This is a genomic window from Arthrobacter jiangjiafuii, from assembly GCF_018622995.1.
Lineage (GTDB): Bacteria > Actinomycetota > Actinomycetes > Actinomycetales > Micrococcaceae > Arthrobacter_B > Arthrobacter_B jiangjiafuii.
Map to the genome: position 1 here is coordinate 2,751,662 of NZ_CP076022.1, position 15,276 is coordinate 2,766,937.

Genomic DNA, 15,276 nt, shown 5'->3' on the forward strand with positions numbered 1-15,276 from the left:
TCCCGCCGTAGGCGTGACGATTCTCCGTGCTGTTTCTGCTTTTCGTTAATGTTGGCCCATCAATCTGGGAGTTCTCTGTTAGCACGGTTGGTGCAGGCAGGCAAGGTTCGCATCCGCGGCCTTGGGTTGGCGCCCTTGTGCAGATAGGCGCGTTTCCGGCGTGGCGGACTGCACTAAGAGGCCGGACGGGGCCCCGCTGGGCCTTAAGCTTGACTGAGCACGGTTCCCTCCTATGAAAGTGACATGAATGAGCGCCGACAAGCAGACCAGCTGGTCCTACACGGAGGGACTGCCCTTCGAGGACGAAGTGTTGCTGCGGGCGCGGGACCGCTCCTATGAGCTGGGTGTCACTCCGGTGTCCACGGGCGTGGGTGCGGCGCTGACCGTGCTTGCTGCTGCCTCCAAGGCCCAGACCGTCGTGGAAGTGGGAACCGGCGCCGGGGTATCGGGTGTGAGCCTGCTGCGCGGCCTGGGGCGGGCCTCCGTCCTGACGACCATTGACTCCGATGTGGACCACCTCCGGGCCGCCCGCGAGGCCTACCGCGAGGCAGGGGTGGCGGGCAACCGGACCCGCACTATTTCCGGCCGGGCCGCCGAGGTCCTCCCCCGGCTGACCGACGGCGCCTATGACATGGTCTTCATCGACGCCGACAAGCCGAACTTCCCCCTGTACGTCATCCAGGCCGTGCGCCTGCTCAAACGGGGAGGAATGCTGGTGGTCAATGACGCACTGGACCATGGCAAGGTTTCGGACCCGGCCATCCGGGACGCGACCACCACCACCATGCGCAAGGTCGGCAAGGCCATCCGCGACAACGAGGAACTGGTTTCCTCGCTGCTGCCCACCGGCGACGGCCTGCTGCTGGCCGTCAAGACCAACTACTAGGGCCGGCGCCTAAGGCGCGGACTGTCCTAGCCGGCGTCCTGCGCCTTCGGCGGAAATGTTGCATTACGCAGGAACGAAATCAGCAGCCGGGTGCCAAAGCCCGTGGCACCCTTGGCGGTTTCATGGTTGTCCGATCCGGCCCGCATGGGTCCGGCAATGTCCAGGTGGGCCCACGGAACGCCGTCGACGAACTTCTCCAGGAACAGTGCGGCCACGATGGCCCCGGCACCGAATTTCAGGGCCGGCGGCGCCACATGCGCCAAGTCCGCGGTGTCTGATTCCAGGGCGTATTCATATTCGTGCACCAGCGGCAGCTGCCAGATCCGGTCGCCGGATACCTGCCCGGCCTGTTCCATGGCCCTGAGCAGCCCGGGCGTGTTGGAGAACAGTGCCCCGTGCTGCTGGCCCAGGCCCAGGGCCGCGGCACCGGTCAGCGTGGCAATGTCCACCAGGACATCCGGGGACAGTTCGGCCGCGGCGTAGGCGAGGGCATCTGCCAGCACCATCCGGCCTTCGGCGTCGGTGTTGCCGATTTCAACCGTGGTGCCGTTATAGGTCCTCACCACGTCCCCGGGGCGGTAGGCCGAGCCGCCGATGGCGTTTTCCGCCAGCGCCAGCACACCAGTGACACGGTGTTCAAGGCCCAGGGCTGCAGCAGCCTCGACGACGGCCAGGACGACGGCGGCGCCGGCCATGTCCATTTTCATGCTCATCATGGCGTCGCGCGGCTTCAGGGAGATGCCGCCGGAATCGAAGGTGATGCCCTTGCCGGCCAGGACAACGTGCGCTCCGGTCTCCGCTGCCGGGCGGTAGGAGACCTGGACCAGCCGCGGCGGGTTCGCGGACCCAGATCCGACGGCAAGCAGGCCCCCGAAGCCGCGGCGTTTCAGCTCCGCCTCGTCCAGGACAGTGATTTCCAGCCCGGCGCGGGCGGCGGCAGCGCGGCTCTGCGCTGCCATCCACTCCGGGGTGGCGACATCGGGTGGCAGGTTGGTGAGGTCGCGGGAGAACCAGACCGCGCGGGCGGTGATTTCCGCCAGGCGCAGGGCGTCGGGATCAAGCCCGGTAAGTTCCATTTCCCGGGCCATGGGCGGACCCGCGGGCGTCTTGCCCAGTCTCGGGGCACGGTAGCCGCCGAGGAAAAAGCCTTCAAGGAATGCCTGCTGCGCCTCAGCGCCCAGCCCGTCGAGGACTGCCGCCCGGACCTTCGCGTCTCCCCGGGTTGTCCGGGCCAGCGCGGCGCCGGCCTTGCGCATGCCCTGGACCGACTCGTCGCCGACGCCCAGGTAAATCAGTTTGCCCGGCAGCTCTTCAGCGCGGCCCGACGGCGGCTGGACCAGGAGCGTTTCCCCGGCCTTGCCGGTAAAACCGGCGGTGGCAGCACGGGCTGCCACGTCCACACCGTAGGCCAGCGCCGTTTCCACGGCGCCCCTGCGGGGCGCCGGAGTGGGGTGCAGTGCTTCCTCCGTGTCTTCCCGGGCGCTGGTTTCTGCTGCGGCAGCCAGTGCCACGACCAGGACATCAACACCTTCGGAGGCAGCAGGGTGGAGCCCGGTCCCGGCGGTGGGGGCGCCGGTCCGTGCATTTAGCTGCCCGATTGCGGACACAGCGGTCATCGCCGTGCCCGGCAGATCAGGCCCGGGGGCCGCCCTGTTCTTCGGGGCGGCCTTGGCGGATCCATTGGAAGGCAGCTGCATGGTTTCGCTTCCTAGCTGCTCGTGACGCCCAGCAGGCAGTCTTTGAGCATGCCGGCTTCCTCGGCGTTCAGTTCCACGACAAGGCGGCCGCCGCCGTCGATCGGTACCCGAAGGATCAGGCTCCGCCCTTCCTTGGTGACCTCCATAGGCCCATCCCCTGTGCGCGGTTTCATTGCAGCCATGTTCCAGTTCCCCTTTCACAGTGCGCTGCGGGCGATCCCCCAGTCACACATGTAATCCTCTGTCGCACGGCCTCAAACCAGCTCCGGCGGCAATTGTCCTTCATTATTCCGTACAAACACGAAGCAAACGAAATTTCATGTGTTCCGCGACACAGAGTCAGGGTGGATAATCGCCTCCGCCGGGCAGCGGAGTCCACCGCCAGAGCCATGTGACCCAGACAATCTGCAGGACCAGAAATGCCACGGCCACGCTCCACCGGTAGGCCCGCGAACCACTGAGGGAAGCCAGGGCCAGGCCCAGCGGGAACAGCGGCAACAGCAGCCGGAAGGTGCTGGTCAGCGGATTCAGGAACGCCAGAAGGTACAGGAAGTAGGCCCCGCACCACACCTGCAGCTCTACCCCAATCCGGCGGACGGATCCGGAATTCAGATAGAGGGCGGCAAAGGCCACCAGCAGCAGCAGCACAACCGGGCCCCAGACCGGCCCGAAAAGCCGTTCAGCCTCCACGAACCAGGGCTTGAACAGTGCCAGGCTGTCACCGCGCCAGGCAGTTTCGGTGTCCGTGTAGGCCCGCAGTTCCCCCGTGGCGGCCCAGGCGAGCGCCGGCCAGGCCAGGGCGCCGATACCGGACGCCAGGCCGAGCACAATCATGCGCCAGGCCTCGGTTCCGGGAAACGGCTCGGCGCGGTGCCGGATCCAGCGGCGGATGAACAGCACCGCCATCATCAGGGCGAAGGCAACTCCCACGGGGCGGGAAAGGCACATCACCAGCACCACCGGCACAGCGGTGAGGTAGCGGCGCTGGACCAGCAGGTACAGGGCCGCCGCCAGCAGCAGCAGGTTCAGGGATTCCGCGTAGGGCACCTGCAGGATCGGGGACACCGGGCAGACCGCCACGAACACCACGCCCCACAGTGCGGTGCCCGCCGGAGCCCGCAGTGCGAACAGCCGGTAGACCATCAGGGCTGCCGCGAACCCCGCTGCCGTGGCGACGAGCGGGCCGAGCACCTGCCAGCCCAGCCCGGTGACCGCATCCAGTGCCCGGACCAGGCCGGGAAAGAGCGGGTAGAACGCCCACTCGTTCTCCAGGGCGCGGCCGGTCGCATCGCGGGGAATCTCCGTTGGGTAGCCGCCCGCGAAGATCTGCTGATACCACTCGCTGTCCCAGGCGCCGATGAATTGCAGGTACGACGGCGGTCCCGCCCAGCCCCAGGGGTTCAGTCCCTGGCGGGCTGCCACCGCCACAAAAACGCCGAAGGAGAAGACCCGGGCCAGTGCCCAGACCAGCGCGACCCGGGCATACCAGGGCCAGCGGGCAAAGGCACCGCCCAGGGAGGCGGCGATGCCTGCCAGGGCGGCGTTGGGGCCCGACGGCGGCGGCGGGTCCACGCGCTCCGTTGCTGCCCTACCCTCCATGCCGCACCCAACAGTTCTCCAGATGGTCGTTGACGTAGCCGGTGGCCTGCAGCATGGCGTACGCAGTGGTGGGCCCGACAAAACGGAAGCCCCGCTGTTTCAGGGCCTTTGCCAGTGCCGTGGACTCGGGCGTGATGGCCGGAACATCGGAGCTGTCCACCGGTGCCGGGCGTGCCGGATCGGGCCGGTGCGCCTGCAGCAGGCCGCCCAGGCTCTCGCCGTCGGGCAGCTCCAGCAGCGCCCGGGCGTTGGTTATGACGGCGTCGATCTTGGCCCGGTTACGGACAATTCCGGCGTCGGCCAGCAGGCGCTCGCGGTCCGCATCGGTAAAGCGTGCAACCGCGGCGGGGTCGAAACCGGCAAACGCTGCCCGGAAGGCCGGCCGCTTGCGCAGGATGGTGATCCAGCTCAGCCCGGATTGGAAGGCTTCGAGGCTCAGGCGTTCAAAGAGTGCCGTTTCACCGGTGACCGGCCGGCCCCATTCCTCGTCGTGATAGCGCTGGTAGTCGGGGCTGGCCCCTGCCCAGGGGCAGCGAAGCCGTCCGTCTGCCCCCTTCACAACGCTCATGCCTGGCCCGGCCGGCCGGGATCGGCGGCGGGAGGGCGCCGTGCGGCGGCGAGCGCGGCATCGCGATCGGCCACGGCTGCATCGCGTTCGGCGAGCGCCGTGGCCAGCCGGTCCAACACCGCGTCCACCTGGTCCATGCGGTAGCCGCGCAGCCCTACGGAAAACCGCAGCCTGCCAATATCGGATGGCCGGGGATGCTCGGGCAGCAACACCGGCGGCAGGCGCGGATCAGGCTCAGCCAGGCCGGGGTCGGCGGGCACGGCCGCCCCTGTGGCAGAACGACGGGACGGCCGGACCCCGGGGAGCACCCGGGAGAATCGGGAGTCCGGGAGTCCGGTTGCCGCCAGGGCCACTGCCCCGGCGGCCAGGACAGCTACGAAGACCAGGAAGGTTGTCACCTGTCCATCGTGCCAGATGGGTCGCCGCCTCCCCTGCTCCCAGTCCCGCTCCCTGTCCCGGGTCCCGCTCCGGCTAGGGGGAAAGGTGCCCGGCACTGTCGGCGATAATCAGCCGGACGGCCTCCGCGGGGTCGTCGACCACATGGATCAGCTCCAGGTCCTTGGCCGAGACCATGCCTTCGGCGAGCAGCGTGTTCCGGACCCAGTCCAGGAGCGGCGTCCAAAACGCCGTACCGATCAGCACGATCGGGAAGGACGTGACCTTCTGGGTCTGGACCAGCGTCATGGCTTCAAAGAGTTCATCCATGGTGCCGAATCCGCCCGGCAGGACGATAAAGCCCTGGGCGTACTTCACGAACATCGTCTTGCGGACAAAGAAGTACCGGAAGTTGATCCCCAGATCCACCCAGTCGTTCAGGCCGGTCTCAAACGGCAGTTCGATGCCCAGTCCCACGGACACCCCGTCGGCTTCCACCGCACCCTTGTTCGCTGCCTCCATCGATCCGGGCCCGCCGCCGGTGATCACGGCCAGCCCTTCAACCGCGAGCAGCCGCCCCACTTCCTCGCCCAGCTTGTAATAGGCGGAGCCGGGCAGGCTCCGCGCGGAACCAAATACGCTGACCGCCGGGCCAAGCTCCGACAGGGAGCCGAACCCCTCCACAAACTCGCTCTGGATCCGCATCACCCGCCAGGGGTCGGTGTGCGTGAAATGGGTCTGGTCCTGGGTGTCCAGCAGATAGGCGTCCGACTGCGGCGAACCGGCCTGGGCGCGGCGCAGTTCCACGGGTCCCCTCTTACGCGGGCTGACGGCACGGGCAGGCGAAGTGTTGTCGCTGAATTCCATGGTTCAAGGGTAGCCATTTGCAGGTGTGCGGGCTCACAAGGCGCCAAGGTGGAGTCGTTTGGTTGCTCTTGCGTCACGATTGACGCGTAATTGTGCCCCCTGACACATAATGGACACAATCTTTGGATAATCTTCACTTATGACCCGTGACACATCCGCAGGCGCGACGCCTGATACTGCCGCACCACTCGTTTCACTGAAAAACGTTAACAAGCACTTCGGCGACCTCCATGTCCTCCAGGACATCAACCTCGATGTTGCCCGTGGCGAAGTGGTAGTGGTAATCGGACCGTCAGGTTCCGGAAAATCGACACTCTGCCGTGCCATCAACCGGCTGGAGACCATCGACGACGGCGTAATCGCCATCGACGGCAAGGTCCTCCCGGCGGAAGGCAAGGCGCTCGCAAAGCTGCGTGCCGACGTCGGAATGGTCTTCCAGTCCTTCAACCTCTTTGCGCACAAGAGCATCGTCGACAATGTGTCGCTCGGCCCGGTCAAGGTCAAGGGTATGAAGTCCGCCGAGGCCAAGAAGCTTGCCATGGACCTGCTGGAGCGCGTGGGTGTGGCCAACCAGGCCAACAAGCTTCCCGCGCAGCTCTCCGGCGGCCAGCAGCAGCGTGTGGCAATTGCGCGCGCGCTGGCGATGAAGCCCAAGGTGATGCTGTTCGATGAGCCCACCTCGGCCTTGGATCCGGAAATGATCAACGAAGTCCTGGACACCATGGTGGGCCTGGCCAAGGAGGGCATGACCATGATCGTGGTGACCCACGAAATGGGCTTCGCCCGCAAGGCCGCCGACCGCGTGGTCTTCATGGCAGACGGCCAGATCGTCGAGCAGGCCTCTCCGGAGGAATTCTTCACCAATCCCAAGAGCGACCGCGCCAAGGACTTCCTGGGGAAGATCCTCGCCCACTAACCACCTTCCGCTTCACCAGTTGTACCGGCCGGGGGTTTCACCGCTCCCGGACCACATTTTCACCAGCGTTCCAGTTTCACCAGTTCGTTTCACCAGTTGGGGGCAACCCCTTGAAGCAAGGCCATCCCCGTCCGGGAGGCCGCTAAACAAGGAGACATCATGCGCAAGACCCGCTACGCAGCAGTGGCATTCGCCGCCGCCGCAGCACTGACCCTGTCCGCCTGCGGAAGCGACGCCGGCAACGAAGCCAGCGGAGACTCCACCGGTTCCGGAGAGAAAATCACCATAGGCATCAAGTTCGACCAGCCGGGCCTGGGCTTCAAGGAAGGTGCCGAGTACACCGGTTTCGACGTCGACGTCGCCAAGTACGTCGCCCAGGAGCTCGGCTACTCCGAGGACCAGATCGAGTGGAAGGAAACCCCTTCCGCACAGCGTGAGAACGTGCTGGAAAACGGCGAAGTGGACATGATCTTCGCTACCTACTCCATCACCGACGCCCGCAAGGAGCGCGTGGCCTTCGCCGGACCGTACTTCATCGCCGGCCAGGACCTGCTGGTCAACGCCGACAACTCCGACATCAACGGCCCGGAGGACCTGGACGGCAAGACCCTGTGCTCGGTCACCGGTTCCACGTCCGCGCAGAAGATCAAGGACACCTACGCCGCAGGCGTGAACCTGCTGGAGCAGGGCGGCTACGCCAACTGCGTCACCGCCATGCAGGGTGGCCAGGTTGACGCCGTCACCACCGATGACATCATCCTCGCCGGCCTTGCTTCCACTGAAGCCAACGCCGGCAAGTTCAAGGTCGTGGGAAACCCGTTCACCGAAGAGCAGTACGGTGTCGGCATCTCCAAGGACAACGAGAAGTGCGAAGACATCAATGCGGCCATCACCAAGATGATCGAAGAAGGCGCCTGGGAAGAGGCCATCAAGGCCAACACCGAGGGTGCCGATTACACCTTCAACGCCGAGCTGAACCCGCCGACCCCGGCGGCCTGCGCCTAGCCAGGCAACCGGCGGCTGACCGGCCGCTGTAACCTCCGGTGCGTGTGCGCAGAAGGGAGTCCCTTCTGCGCACACGCACCGGTTCTTTCCATCACAGAAGAGGTACATCATGGGTGGTTTCTTCGCCCTCTTCGAGGATTACGACGTCGTCGCTGCGTTCTGGGTCAACATCCAGCTGGCGTTCTGGGCTGCCATCGCGTCGCTGGTGCTCGGCACCATCCTCGCCGTCATGCGGATCTCGCCGATCGCCAGCCTGCGCTGGTTCGGCACCGCCTACGTCAATATCTTCCGCAACACCCCCCTGACCATCATCATGGTGTTCTCCGTCCTGGGCCTGTGGGGGCAGCTCCAGGTCAATTTCACCAAGGACTTCGAGCTCAATTTCTTCCTGCTGGCCGTGCTGTCGCTGAGCATTTACCACGCAGCGTTTGTCTGCGAAGCCATCCGGTCCGGCGTCAACACGGTGCCGCTGGGACAGGCTGAGGCCGCGCGTTCCATCGGGCTCTCCTTCCTCCCCGCCGCCTGGCTGATCATCCTGCCGCAGGCATTCCGCGGCGCCGTCGCCCCGTTGGGCAACGTGCTGATCGCCCTGGTGAAGAACACCACCGTGGCCGCCGCGGCCAGTGTGGCCGAGGCCTCCGGCCTGATGAAGACCATGATCGAATTCCGGCCCGACGTCATGACCCAGGTCTTCCTGACCTTTGCCATCGGATTCGTCGTCATTGTGATCCCCATCGGCCTGCTGACCACGTGGGCCTCGAAGAAACTGGCGGTGGCCCGATGAGCACGCAGGCTGTTCTGTTCGATGTCCCGGGGCCCAGGGCCAAGCGCCGCATCCTGGTCTTCAATGTCCTGGGCGCGCTGCTGGTGCTGGGTATCCTGGCCGTTGCCGTCAACGGGCTGGCGGCGAAGGACCAGTTCGAGGCTGCCAAGTGGACGCCTTTCCTGGAGTGGGAGACCTGGCAGTACACCCTGTTGCCGGGCCTGCTCGCAACCCTGAAGGCTGCCGGCGTCGCCGTCATCACCTCCATTGCCTTCGGGCTGGTCTTCGGCTTCGGCCGGCTGTCCCAGCTGGCTCCGCTGCGCTGGGTGTGCGACGTCGTCGTTGAGTTCCTGCGCGCCGTGCCGGTGCTGCTGATGATGATCTTCCTGTACCAGTTCTTCGCCAAGTCCACTCCCATGGAGGCTTCGGACGCACCGTTCTGGGCCGTGGTGGTGGCGCTGACCCTGTACAACGGATCAGTCATCGCCGAGCTCGTACGCTCGGGCGTCTTCGGGCTGCCCAAGGGACAGCGCGAGGCAGGCCTGGCGATCGGGCTGACACCGTCGCAGTCACTGCGCAGCATCGAAATCCCGCAGGCCCTCGTGGCCATGCTGCCGGCGCTGCTGGGCCAGTTCGTGGTGATCCTCAAGGACTCCGCGCTGGGCTACATCATCGGGTACACCGATCTGCTCGCCAACGCCCAGCGCTTCGGCGCAGGCGCCGGCAACATGCTGCCGTCCCTGCTCGTGGCGGCCTTGATCTTCATCCTGATCAACATGCTGCTGACCTTCACCGCGCAGCGCCTCTCGCGCCTGCTCGGCGCGCGGGCCGGAAAGCTGCTGGAGCGTGAAGACGCCATCGATCCCGAAGGTGTCGAAGCGCCGGTGAAATAGCGCCGGCGGATATCCGCGGCACCCGAAGCTGCACCAACAAAGGGGAGGACAGGCGACGCCTGTCCTCCCCTTTGTCATGCCGGTTACTAGCTCAGCCAGGTCCGCAGCGCAGCCAGGCAGTCGCGGATGTCCTGCGCCCGCACATGCTCATTGTCGGTGTGGGCCAGCAGCGCGTCGCCCGGGCCGAAGTTCACGGCCGGGATACCCAGCGCGCTGAAGCGGGCCACGTCGGTCCAGCCGTATTTGGGCTTGGGTTCCTCGCCGACGACGGCGACAAAGCTGGCGGCGGCCGGTTGGTCCAGGCCCGGCCGGGCCCCCGCTGCGGCGTCGGTCCGGACCAGGTCAAACCCGGCAAGCAGGTTCCGCACGTACGCATCTGCTTCGTCAATGGACTTGTCCGGCGCGAAGCGGTAATTGATTTCGACCGTCGCTGCATCGGGAATGACATTCCCCGCAGTGCCTCCCCAGATCTTCACCGCGTTCAGCGACTCCCGGTAATCCAGTCCTTCGACCGTCACGGTGGCCGGTTCATGGTCGCGCAGCCGGGTCAGGATTTCGGCCGCCGCGTGGATGGCGTTCTCCCCCATCCACGCCCGGGCCGAGTGGGCTGCCCTGCCCGCGGTGCTGGCGTGGAAGCGCATGGTGCCGTTGCAGCCGCCTTCCACCGTGCCGTTGGTGGGTTCCAGGAGCACGGCAAAGTCCGCCTGCAGCCACTGCGGATGACTGTCCTGCAGCCGGCCCAACCCGGAGAGCGAGGCTTCGACTTCCTCATGGTCGTAGAACACGAACGTGACGTCCCGTGACGGTTCGGCCAGCCCTGCGGCCAGGGCCAGCTGCACGGCCACCCCGCCCTTCATATCGGTCGCGCCGCGGCCGTACAGAACGTCACCGTCCCAGGAGGAGGGAACCGTTCCACGCGATCCTTCAACGGTGGGCAGCGGCACGGTGTCCAGGTGCCCGGCCAGGATCACCCGCTCGCTGCGGCCCAGCATGGTGCGGGCGATGATGGAGTCGCCGTCGCGCACCACTTCCAGGTGCGGCAGGGTACGCAAGGCCGCCTCCACTGCATCGGCGATGCGCTGCTCGTTGCCGGACACGCTTTGGATGTCCATCAGCTCGGCGGTCAGCGACGCAACATCTTGGGTCAGGTCAAGGGCAGGGGATGGCGAAACAGTCATTCCTCCACCCTACCGATTCCCCCGCGGCCGGATCCGCCCGCACCGGTGGAAGCAGCGGGGCGCTCGGTAGACTGAAGAACATGACTTCAAGCACCTCCCCCGCTCCGACCACCCGCACCGCCTCCGGCCTGGGCCTGGCTACCGTTACCGAGAACGGCACCGTCCTGGATGTCTGGTATCCGAGCCCTGCCCTCGCGCCCCTGGCCTCCGCTGCGGATGATGCGCCGGACGGCCTCGCCGCCGAGCTCTCGGCCGCTGCCGCCGCCATGACCGACACAGCCCGCGGGACCCGCGGCGAGGTCCTGCGCACCGAGATTGACCTGGACGCCCCGGTCTCCTCCACCGCAGATGCCTATCTTCGGCTGCACCTGCTCTCCGCCCGCCTCACGGCACCGAACAGCCTGAATCTGGACGGCATCTTCGGCCAGCTGCCGAACGTGGTGTGGACCAGCTTCGGGCCCTGCGCCGTGGACGGCTTTGAGGCCGTGCGGCTGCGGCTGCGCGCCCGCGGACCGGTTACCGTGTTTGGCGTGGACAAGTTCCCGCGCATGACCGATTATGTGGTGCCCTCCGGCGTCCGGATCGCCGACGCGGGCCGGGTCCGCCTCGGCGCACACCTGGCGGAAGGAACCACCGTGATGCACGAGGGTTTCGTGAACTTCAACGCCGGCACACTGGGCGTCTCCATGGTGGAAGGCCGCATTTCGGCAGGCGTAGTGGTCGGCAACGGGACCGACGTCGGCGGCGGGGCCTCGATCATGGGCACCCTCTCCGGCGGCGGCCGGGAGAAGATCACCCTCGGCGAGCGGGTGCTGCTCGGCGCCAACTCGGGGGTGGGCATCAGCATCGGCGACGACTCAGTGGTGGAGGCAGGCCTTTATGTCACGGCCGGCACGCGGGTGGCAGTCCTGGTGCCCGGCGAGGAGCCGCAAACGGTAAAGGCCGTGGAACTCTCCGGCGTCCCGAACCTGCTCTTCCGCCGCAATTCGCTCACCGGTACCGTTGAAGCACTTGCCCGCAGCGGAGCGAGCGTGGAACTGAACGCCGCTCTGCACGCCAACTAGCATCTGTGGCCCTCTGCCTATGCCCCTGAATTCCAGCTCACGCCGCACCGGGTTCCTGCCGGTGCTGGCGCTGATAGTGCTCTTCCTCGTCGCCGTCACCGTTTACGCGGTGTCGGTATTGCGCGAGCCCGAGGATGAGCCGCCGGCCGCCGCCGAGTGCACCGCGACCGCCGACGGGGTCCAGTACTCGCTGACTCCGGGCCGGGCGGCTACGGCAGCCCTGATCGCGGGGATCTCGGTGGAGCGGGGCATGCCCCCGAGGGCTGCATCCATAGCCATCGCAACAGCGATCCAGGAGTCCGGGCTACGCAACCTCGATTACGGGGATGAAGCCGGCCCGGACTCCCGCGGCCTGTTCCAGCAGCGCCCGTCCCAGGGGTGGGGCAGCGAGGAACAGATCATGGACCCGGTGTATGCCTCCAATGCGTTCTACAACGCCCTGGAAAAGGTGCCGGACTATCTGAACCTGCCGCTGACCGTTGCCGCCCAGACCGTGCAGCGCAGTGCCTTTCCCGATGCCTACGCCGACCATGAGCCCGAGGCCCGGGCCTTCGCGTCGGCGTTGACCGGACAGTCGCCGGCGTCGCTCACCTGTACCTTGGGGCCGCCGTCGACCTCCGGGAGCCCCGACGCGGTGCTGGCGTCCCTGACCGCGGTCTACGGCCCGGTGGATGCAACGGTGGAGGGGAACCGCATTACGGTAGCCGGAACGGGTTCCTACGGCTGGTCCGTGGCACAGTGGGCGGTGGCCAACGCCGAGGCGCTGTCCCTGGACTCGGTGGCGTTCGACAAGCAGCGGTGGACCCGGGCCACCGGCACCTGGGATCCGGCGCCGACGTCGGACAATGCCGTGGTCATGACCGTCTTCGAAGTCGCCGAACAATCCTGAGCCGAAAACACGCTGCGTAAATCCACTACTCTGGCTCTATGCGAATACTAGTTACCGGAGGCACGGGATACATCGGTTCCCACACAACGCTGGCCCTGCTGGAGGCCGGCCACGACGTGGTGGTGCTGGACAACCTGGCCAACTCAAGCGAAGAATCCCTGAAGCGGGTCCAGGACCTGGCCGGCCGTACGGCGGACTTTGTGCACGCCGATCTGCTGGACGAGGCAGCGGTGGATGCCGTGTTTTCCCGTTTCAGCATTGATGCCGTCATCCATTTTGCCGGGCTCAAGGCCGTGGGCGAATCGGTGGCCAAGCCCCTGTACTACTACCACAACAACGTGGGCGGGACCCTGACCCTGCTGCGGATGATGGACAAGCATGATGTCCGCACCCTGGTGTTCAGTTCCTCGGCCACTGTGTACGGCGCGTCCGAAGAGGTCCCGCTGACCGAAAAAATGCCGATGGACGCCGTCAACCCCTACGGCCGCACCAAAGAGCAGATCGAAGACATCCTGGCGGACCTGGGTGCGGCCGACGGGCGCTGGAACATTGCCCTGCTGCGCTACTTCAACCCGGCCGGCGCGCACGAGTCCGGCCGCATCGGCGAGGACCCCACCGGAGTCCCGAACAACCTGCTGCCGTTCGTGGCGCAGGTGGCAGTGGGCCGGCGCGAGAAGGTCATGGTTTTCGGCAACGACTACCCCACCCCCGACGGCACCGGCGTGCGTGACTATATCCACGTGGTGGACCTGGCCGCCGGGCACCTCGCGGCGCTGCAGTACATCACAGTGAAGTCCGGCGTGCACCGCTGGAACCTTGGCACCGGCAACGGCTCTTCCGTGCTCGAAGTGCTGGCAGCATTCTCCAAGGCCGCAGGCAAGGAGATCCCCTACGAGATCACCGCGCGCCGGCCCGGTGACGCCGCCGTGAGCTACGCCGATCCCTCGGCGGCCCTGGCAGACCTGGGCTGGTCGGCGCACCGCAGCCTGGAAGCCATGTGCGAGGACCACTGGCGCTGGCAGAAGAACAACCCGCAGGGTTACGCCTCCTGACCTGCGCGTCCTGATCAGCAGGTCCTGACCGGACAGCAAAGGGCCCCCGGAATCCGCAAAGGATTCCGGGGGCCCTTTTTTACTGCCGTCGGCTCTAGCGCGTCGGGTAGTTGCGCTCGGGGACACCCGTGTACAGCTGGCGCGGGCGGCCGATCTTGGTCTGCGGGTCCTGCATCATTTCGCGCCACTGGGCAATCCAGCCCGGCAGGCGGCCGATGGCGAAGAGGACGGTGAACATCTTCTCCGGGAAACCCATGGCCTTGTAGATCAGGCCGGTGTAGAAGTCTACGTTCGGGTAGAGCTTGCGCTCGATGAAGTAGTCATCGGCCAGTGCCTTCTCTTCCAGGCGCATCGCGATGTCCAGCAGCTCGTCGTTGCCGCCGAGCTTGGCCAGGATGTCGTGGGCGGTGGCCTTGACGATCTTGGCGCGCGGATCGTAGTTCTTGTAGACGCGGTGCCCGAAGCCCATGAGCTTCACGCCGTCTTCCTTGTTCTTGACCTTCTCCATGAACGTCTCGGGCGCCATGCCCGTGGACTTGATGTCGCGGAGCATGTTCAGCACTGCCTCGTTGGCACCGCCGTGTAGCGGTCCGAAGAGGGCGCTGATCCCGGCGGAGACGGAGGCGAACATGTTGGCGTTGGAGCTGCCGACCAGGCGCACGGTGGACGTGGAGCAGTTCTGCTCGTGGTCTGCGTGCAGGATGAGCAGCAGGTCCAGGGCCTTGACCAGGTCCGGGTCGATTTCGTAGGGCTCGGCCGGCAGGCCGAAGCTCAGGCGCATGAAGTTCTCCACGAGGTTCATGGAGTTGTCCGGATAGAGCATCGGCTGGCCGATGCTCTTCTTGTGCGCGTAAGCAGCGATGACGGGCAGCTTGGCCATCAGGCGGACGGTGGACAGTTCCACCTGCTCGTCGTCGAACGGGTCCAGCGAGTCCTGGTAGAACGTCGACAGGGCGCTGACGGCGGAGGAGAGCACCGGCATCGGGTGCGCGTCACGGGGGAAGCCGCCGAAGAAGCCCTTGAGGTCTTCGTGCAGCAGGGTGTGGCGGCGGATCCGCTGGTCGAAGGCATCCAGTTCGGTGGGCGTGGGAAGGTTCCCGTAGATCAGCAGGTAAGAGGTCTCCAGGAAGGTGGAGTGCTTGGCCAGCTGCTCAATCGGGTACCCGCGGTACCGCAGGATGCCGGCATCGCCGTCGATGTAGGTGATTGCGGACGTGGTGGCCGCGGTGTTCATGAAGCCGGGGTCGAACGTGACGGTTCCGGTCTGCTTCAGCAGCTTGGAAACGTCGAAGCCGTCGTTTCCTTCCGCCGCGGCGACGCGGGGAAGTTCCAGACGGTCGTCGGTGTTTTCCCCATAGTGCAGCTGTGCACTGGGACGCTCAGTCATTAAGTCTCCTTCAGGAGTTTGAAGAAACCAGAGCTACGGGCGTCGCATGGAGTGGGGAGGCGCCCATAGAGTCAATTCCGCTAAATCTATTCAGGCAAAACGCTACCCTTTTGGCAGGCTTTACCACTAATCGGTAA

Annotated in this window: 16 protein-coding genes; 8 read left to right on the forward strand and 8 right to left on the reverse strand. The window is 66.1% G+C overall.

Features of this window, described 5'->3' with window-relative positions:
* Positions 1–247: 247 nt before the first annotated feature.
* Positions 248–886 carry an O-methyltransferase gene (locus KKR91_RS12845; protein ID WP_210231166.1) on the forward strand — a complete coding sequence of 213 codons (639 nt, stop codon included), beginning with the start codon at positions 248–250 and terminating at the stop codon, positions 884–886.
* 26 nt (positions 887–912) lie between these two features.
* On the opposite strand, the gene KKR91_RS12850 is transcribed toward KKR91_RS12845, so the two are convergent.
* The 6 genes from KKR91_RS12850 to KKR91_RS12875 all read right to left on the reverse strand — a co-directional run bounded on the left by KKR91_RS12850 (position 913) and on the right by KKR91_RS12875 (position 5,992).
* Positions 913–2,583, reverse strand: coding sequence for a leucyl aminopeptidase family protein (locus KKR91_RS12850; RefSeq protein ID WP_237687375.1), 1,671 nt, complete (start codon positions 2,581–2,583; stop codon positions 913–915).
* A gap of 11 nt (positions 2,584–2,594) precedes the next feature.
* Positions 2,595–2,765 (reverse strand): DUF3117 domain-containing protein, encoded by a 171-nt coding sequence (locus KKR91_RS12855; RefSeq protein ID WP_210231165.1) that lies wholly within the window; start codon positions 2,763–2,765, stop codon positions 2,595–2,597.
* Positions 2,766–2,922: 157 nt separating this feature from the next.
* Entirely contained in the window at positions 2,923–4,182 is a 1,260-nt protein-coding gene (locus tag KKR91_RS12860) for a hypothetical protein (protein WP_237687376.1), read from the reverse strand.
* Entirely contained in the window at positions 4,172–4,750 is a 579-nt protein-coding gene (locus KKR91_RS12865; RefSeq protein ID WP_210231164.1) for a DNA-3-methyladenine glycosylase I, read from the reverse strand. The genes KKR91_RS12860 and KKR91_RS12865 overlap by 11 nt, the downstream gene beginning before the upstream one ends.
* Positions 4,747–5,148: a DivIVA domain-containing protein gene (locus KKR91_RS12870; protein WP_210231163.1), complete on the reverse strand. Its 402-nt coding sequence runs from the start codon at positions 5,146–5,148 to the stop codon at positions 4,747–4,749. The genes KKR91_RS12865 and KKR91_RS12870 overlap by 4 nt, the downstream gene beginning before the upstream one ends.
* Positions 5,149–5,221: 73 nt before the next feature.
* On the reverse strand, positions 5,222–5,992 hold the full coding sequence (locus tag KKR91_RS12875) for an LOG family protein (RefSeq protein WP_210231162.1): 771 nt from the start codon (positions 5,990–5,992) through the stop codon (positions 5,222–5,224).
* 139 nt (positions 5,993–6,131) lie between these two features.
* Between KKR91_RS12875 and KKR91_RS12880 the strand changes: the two genes are divergently transcribed.
* The 4 genes from KKR91_RS12880 (at position 6,132) to KKR91_RS12895 (ending at position 9,569) form a co-directional block, all read left to right on the forward strand.
* On the forward strand, positions 6,132–6,908 hold the full coding sequence (locus KKR91_RS12880; protein ID WP_210231161.1) for an amino acid ABC transporter ATP-binding protein: 777 nt from the start codon (positions 6,132–6,134) through the stop codon (positions 6,906–6,908).
* Between the two features lie 159 nt (positions 6,909–7,067).
* Positions 7,068–7,913 (forward strand): glutamate ABC transporter substrate-binding protein, encoded by an 846-nt coding sequence (locus KKR91_RS12885; protein WP_210231160.1) that lies wholly within the window; start codon positions 7,068–7,070, stop codon positions 7,911–7,913.
* Positions 7,914–8,022: 109 nt separating this feature from the next.
* Positions 8,023–8,697 carry an amino acid ABC transporter permease gene (locus KKR91_RS12890; protein ID WP_210231159.1) on the forward strand — a complete coding sequence of 225 codons (675 nt, stop codon included), beginning with the start codon at positions 8,023–8,025 and terminating at the stop codon, positions 8,695–8,697.
* On the forward strand, positions 8,694–9,569 hold the full coding sequence (locus tag KKR91_RS12895; protein WP_210231158.1) for an amino acid ABC transporter permease: 876 nt from the start codon (positions 8,694–8,696) through the stop codon (positions 9,567–9,569). Before KKR91_RS12890 ends, KKR91_RS12895 begins: the two co-directional genes overlap by 4 nt.
* Positions 9,570–9,655: 86 nt before the next feature.
* Here KKR91_RS12895 and dapE read toward each other — a convergent pair whose 3' ends face one another.
* Positions 9,656–10,747, reverse strand: coding sequence for a succinyl-diaminopimelate desuccinylase (gene dapE / locus KKR91_RS12900; protein WP_210231157.1), 1,092 nt, complete (start codon positions 10,745–10,747; stop codon positions 9,656–9,658).
* Between the two features lie 80 nt (positions 10,748–10,827).
* Here dapE and dapD point away from each other — a divergent pair, with 80 nt between their 5' ends.
* Genes dapD through galE form a run of 3 tightly spaced genes read left to right on the forward strand, consistent with a single transcriptional unit; the run spans position 10,828 to position 13,752 of the window.
* Entirely contained in the window at positions 10,828–11,811 is a 984-nt protein-coding gene (gene dapD, locus KKR91_RS12905) for a 2,3,4,5-tetrahydropyridine-2,6-dicarboxylate N-succinyltransferase (RefSeq protein WP_210231156.1), read from the forward strand.
* A gap of 19 nt (positions 11,812–11,830) precedes the next feature.
* Entirely contained in the window at positions 11,831–12,700 is an 870-nt protein-coding gene (locus tag KKR91_RS12910) for a hypothetical protein (protein WP_210231155.1), read from the forward strand.
* A 38-nt stretch (positions 12,701–12,738) separates the two neighbouring features.
* The gene (gene galE / locus KKR91_RS12915; protein WP_210231154.1) at positions 12,739–13,752 is read left to right on the forward strand and encodes a UDP-glucose 4-epimerase GalE; all 1,014 of its coding nucleotides are present in this window, start codon (positions 12,739–12,741) and stop codon (positions 13,750–13,752) included.
* A gap of 94 nt (positions 13,753–13,846) precedes the next feature.
* Here galE and KKR91_RS12920 read toward each other — a convergent pair whose 3' ends face one another.
* The gene (locus tag KKR91_RS12920) at positions 13,847–15,139 is read right to left on the reverse strand and encodes a citrate synthase (RefSeq protein ID WP_210231153.1); all 1,293 of its coding nucleotides are present in this window, start codon (positions 15,137–15,139) and stop codon (positions 13,847–13,849) included.
* Positions 15,140–15,276: the final 137 nt, after the last annotated feature.

Coding starts and splice junctions, on each gene's coding strand:
- KKR91_RS12910 (WP_210231155.1), top strand. CDS start 11,831: ATGCCCCTGAATTCCAGCTCACGCCGCACCGGGTTCCTGCCGGTGCTG.
- KKR91_RS12875 (WP_210231162.1), bottom strand. CDS start 5,992: ATGGAATTCAGCGACAACACTTCGCCTGCCCGTGCCGTCAGCCCGCGT.
- KKR91_RS12890 (WP_210231159.1), top strand. CDS start 8,023: ATGGGTGGTTTCTTCGCCCTCTTCGAGGATTACGACGTCGTCGCTGCG.
- KKR91_RS12865 (WP_210231164.1), bottom strand. CDS start 4,750: ATGAGCGTTGTGAAGGGGGCAGACGGACGGCTTCGCTGCCCCTGGGCA.
- KKR91_RS12895 (WP_210231158.1), top strand. CDS start 8,694: ATGAGCACGCAGGCTGTTCTGTTCGATGTCCCGGGGCCCAGGGCCAAG.
- KKR91_RS12860 (WP_237687376.1), bottom strand. CDS start 4,182: ATGGAGGGTAGGGCAGCAACGGAGCGCGTGGACCCGCCGCCGCCGTCG.
- KKR91_RS12880 (WP_210231161.1), top strand. CDS start 6,132: ATGACCCGTGACACATCCGCAGGCGCGACGCCTGATACTGCCGCACCA.
- KKR91_RS12885 (WP_210231160.1), top strand. CDS start 7,068: ATGCGCAAGACCCGCTACGCAGCAGTGGCATTCGCCGCCGCCGCAGCA.
- dapE (WP_210231157.1), bottom strand. CDS start 10,747: ATGACTGTTTCGCCATCCCCTGCCCTTGACCTGACCCAAGATGTTGCG.
- KKR91_RS12920 (WP_210231153.1), bottom strand. CDS start 15,139: ATGACTGAGCGTCCCAGTGCACAGCTGCACTATGGGGAAAACACCGAC.
- KKR91_RS12850 (WP_237687375.1), bottom strand. CDS start 2,583: ATGCAGCTGCCTTCCAATGGATCCGCCAAGGCCGCCCCGAAGAACAGG.
- galE (WP_210231154.1), top strand. CDS start 12,739: ATGCGAATACTAGTTACCGGAGGCACGGGATACATCGGTTCCCACACA.
- KKR91_RS12855 (WP_210231165.1), bottom strand. CDS start 2,765: ATGGCTGCAATGAAACCGCGCACAGGGGATGGGCCTATGGAGGTCACC.
- dapD (WP_210231156.1), top strand. CDS start 10,828: ATGACTTCAAGCACCTCCCCCGCTCCGACCACCCGCACCGCCTCCGGC.
- KKR91_RS12845 (WP_210231166.1), top strand. CDS start 248: ATGAGCGCCGACAAGCAGACCAGCTGGTCCTACACGGAGGGACTGCCC.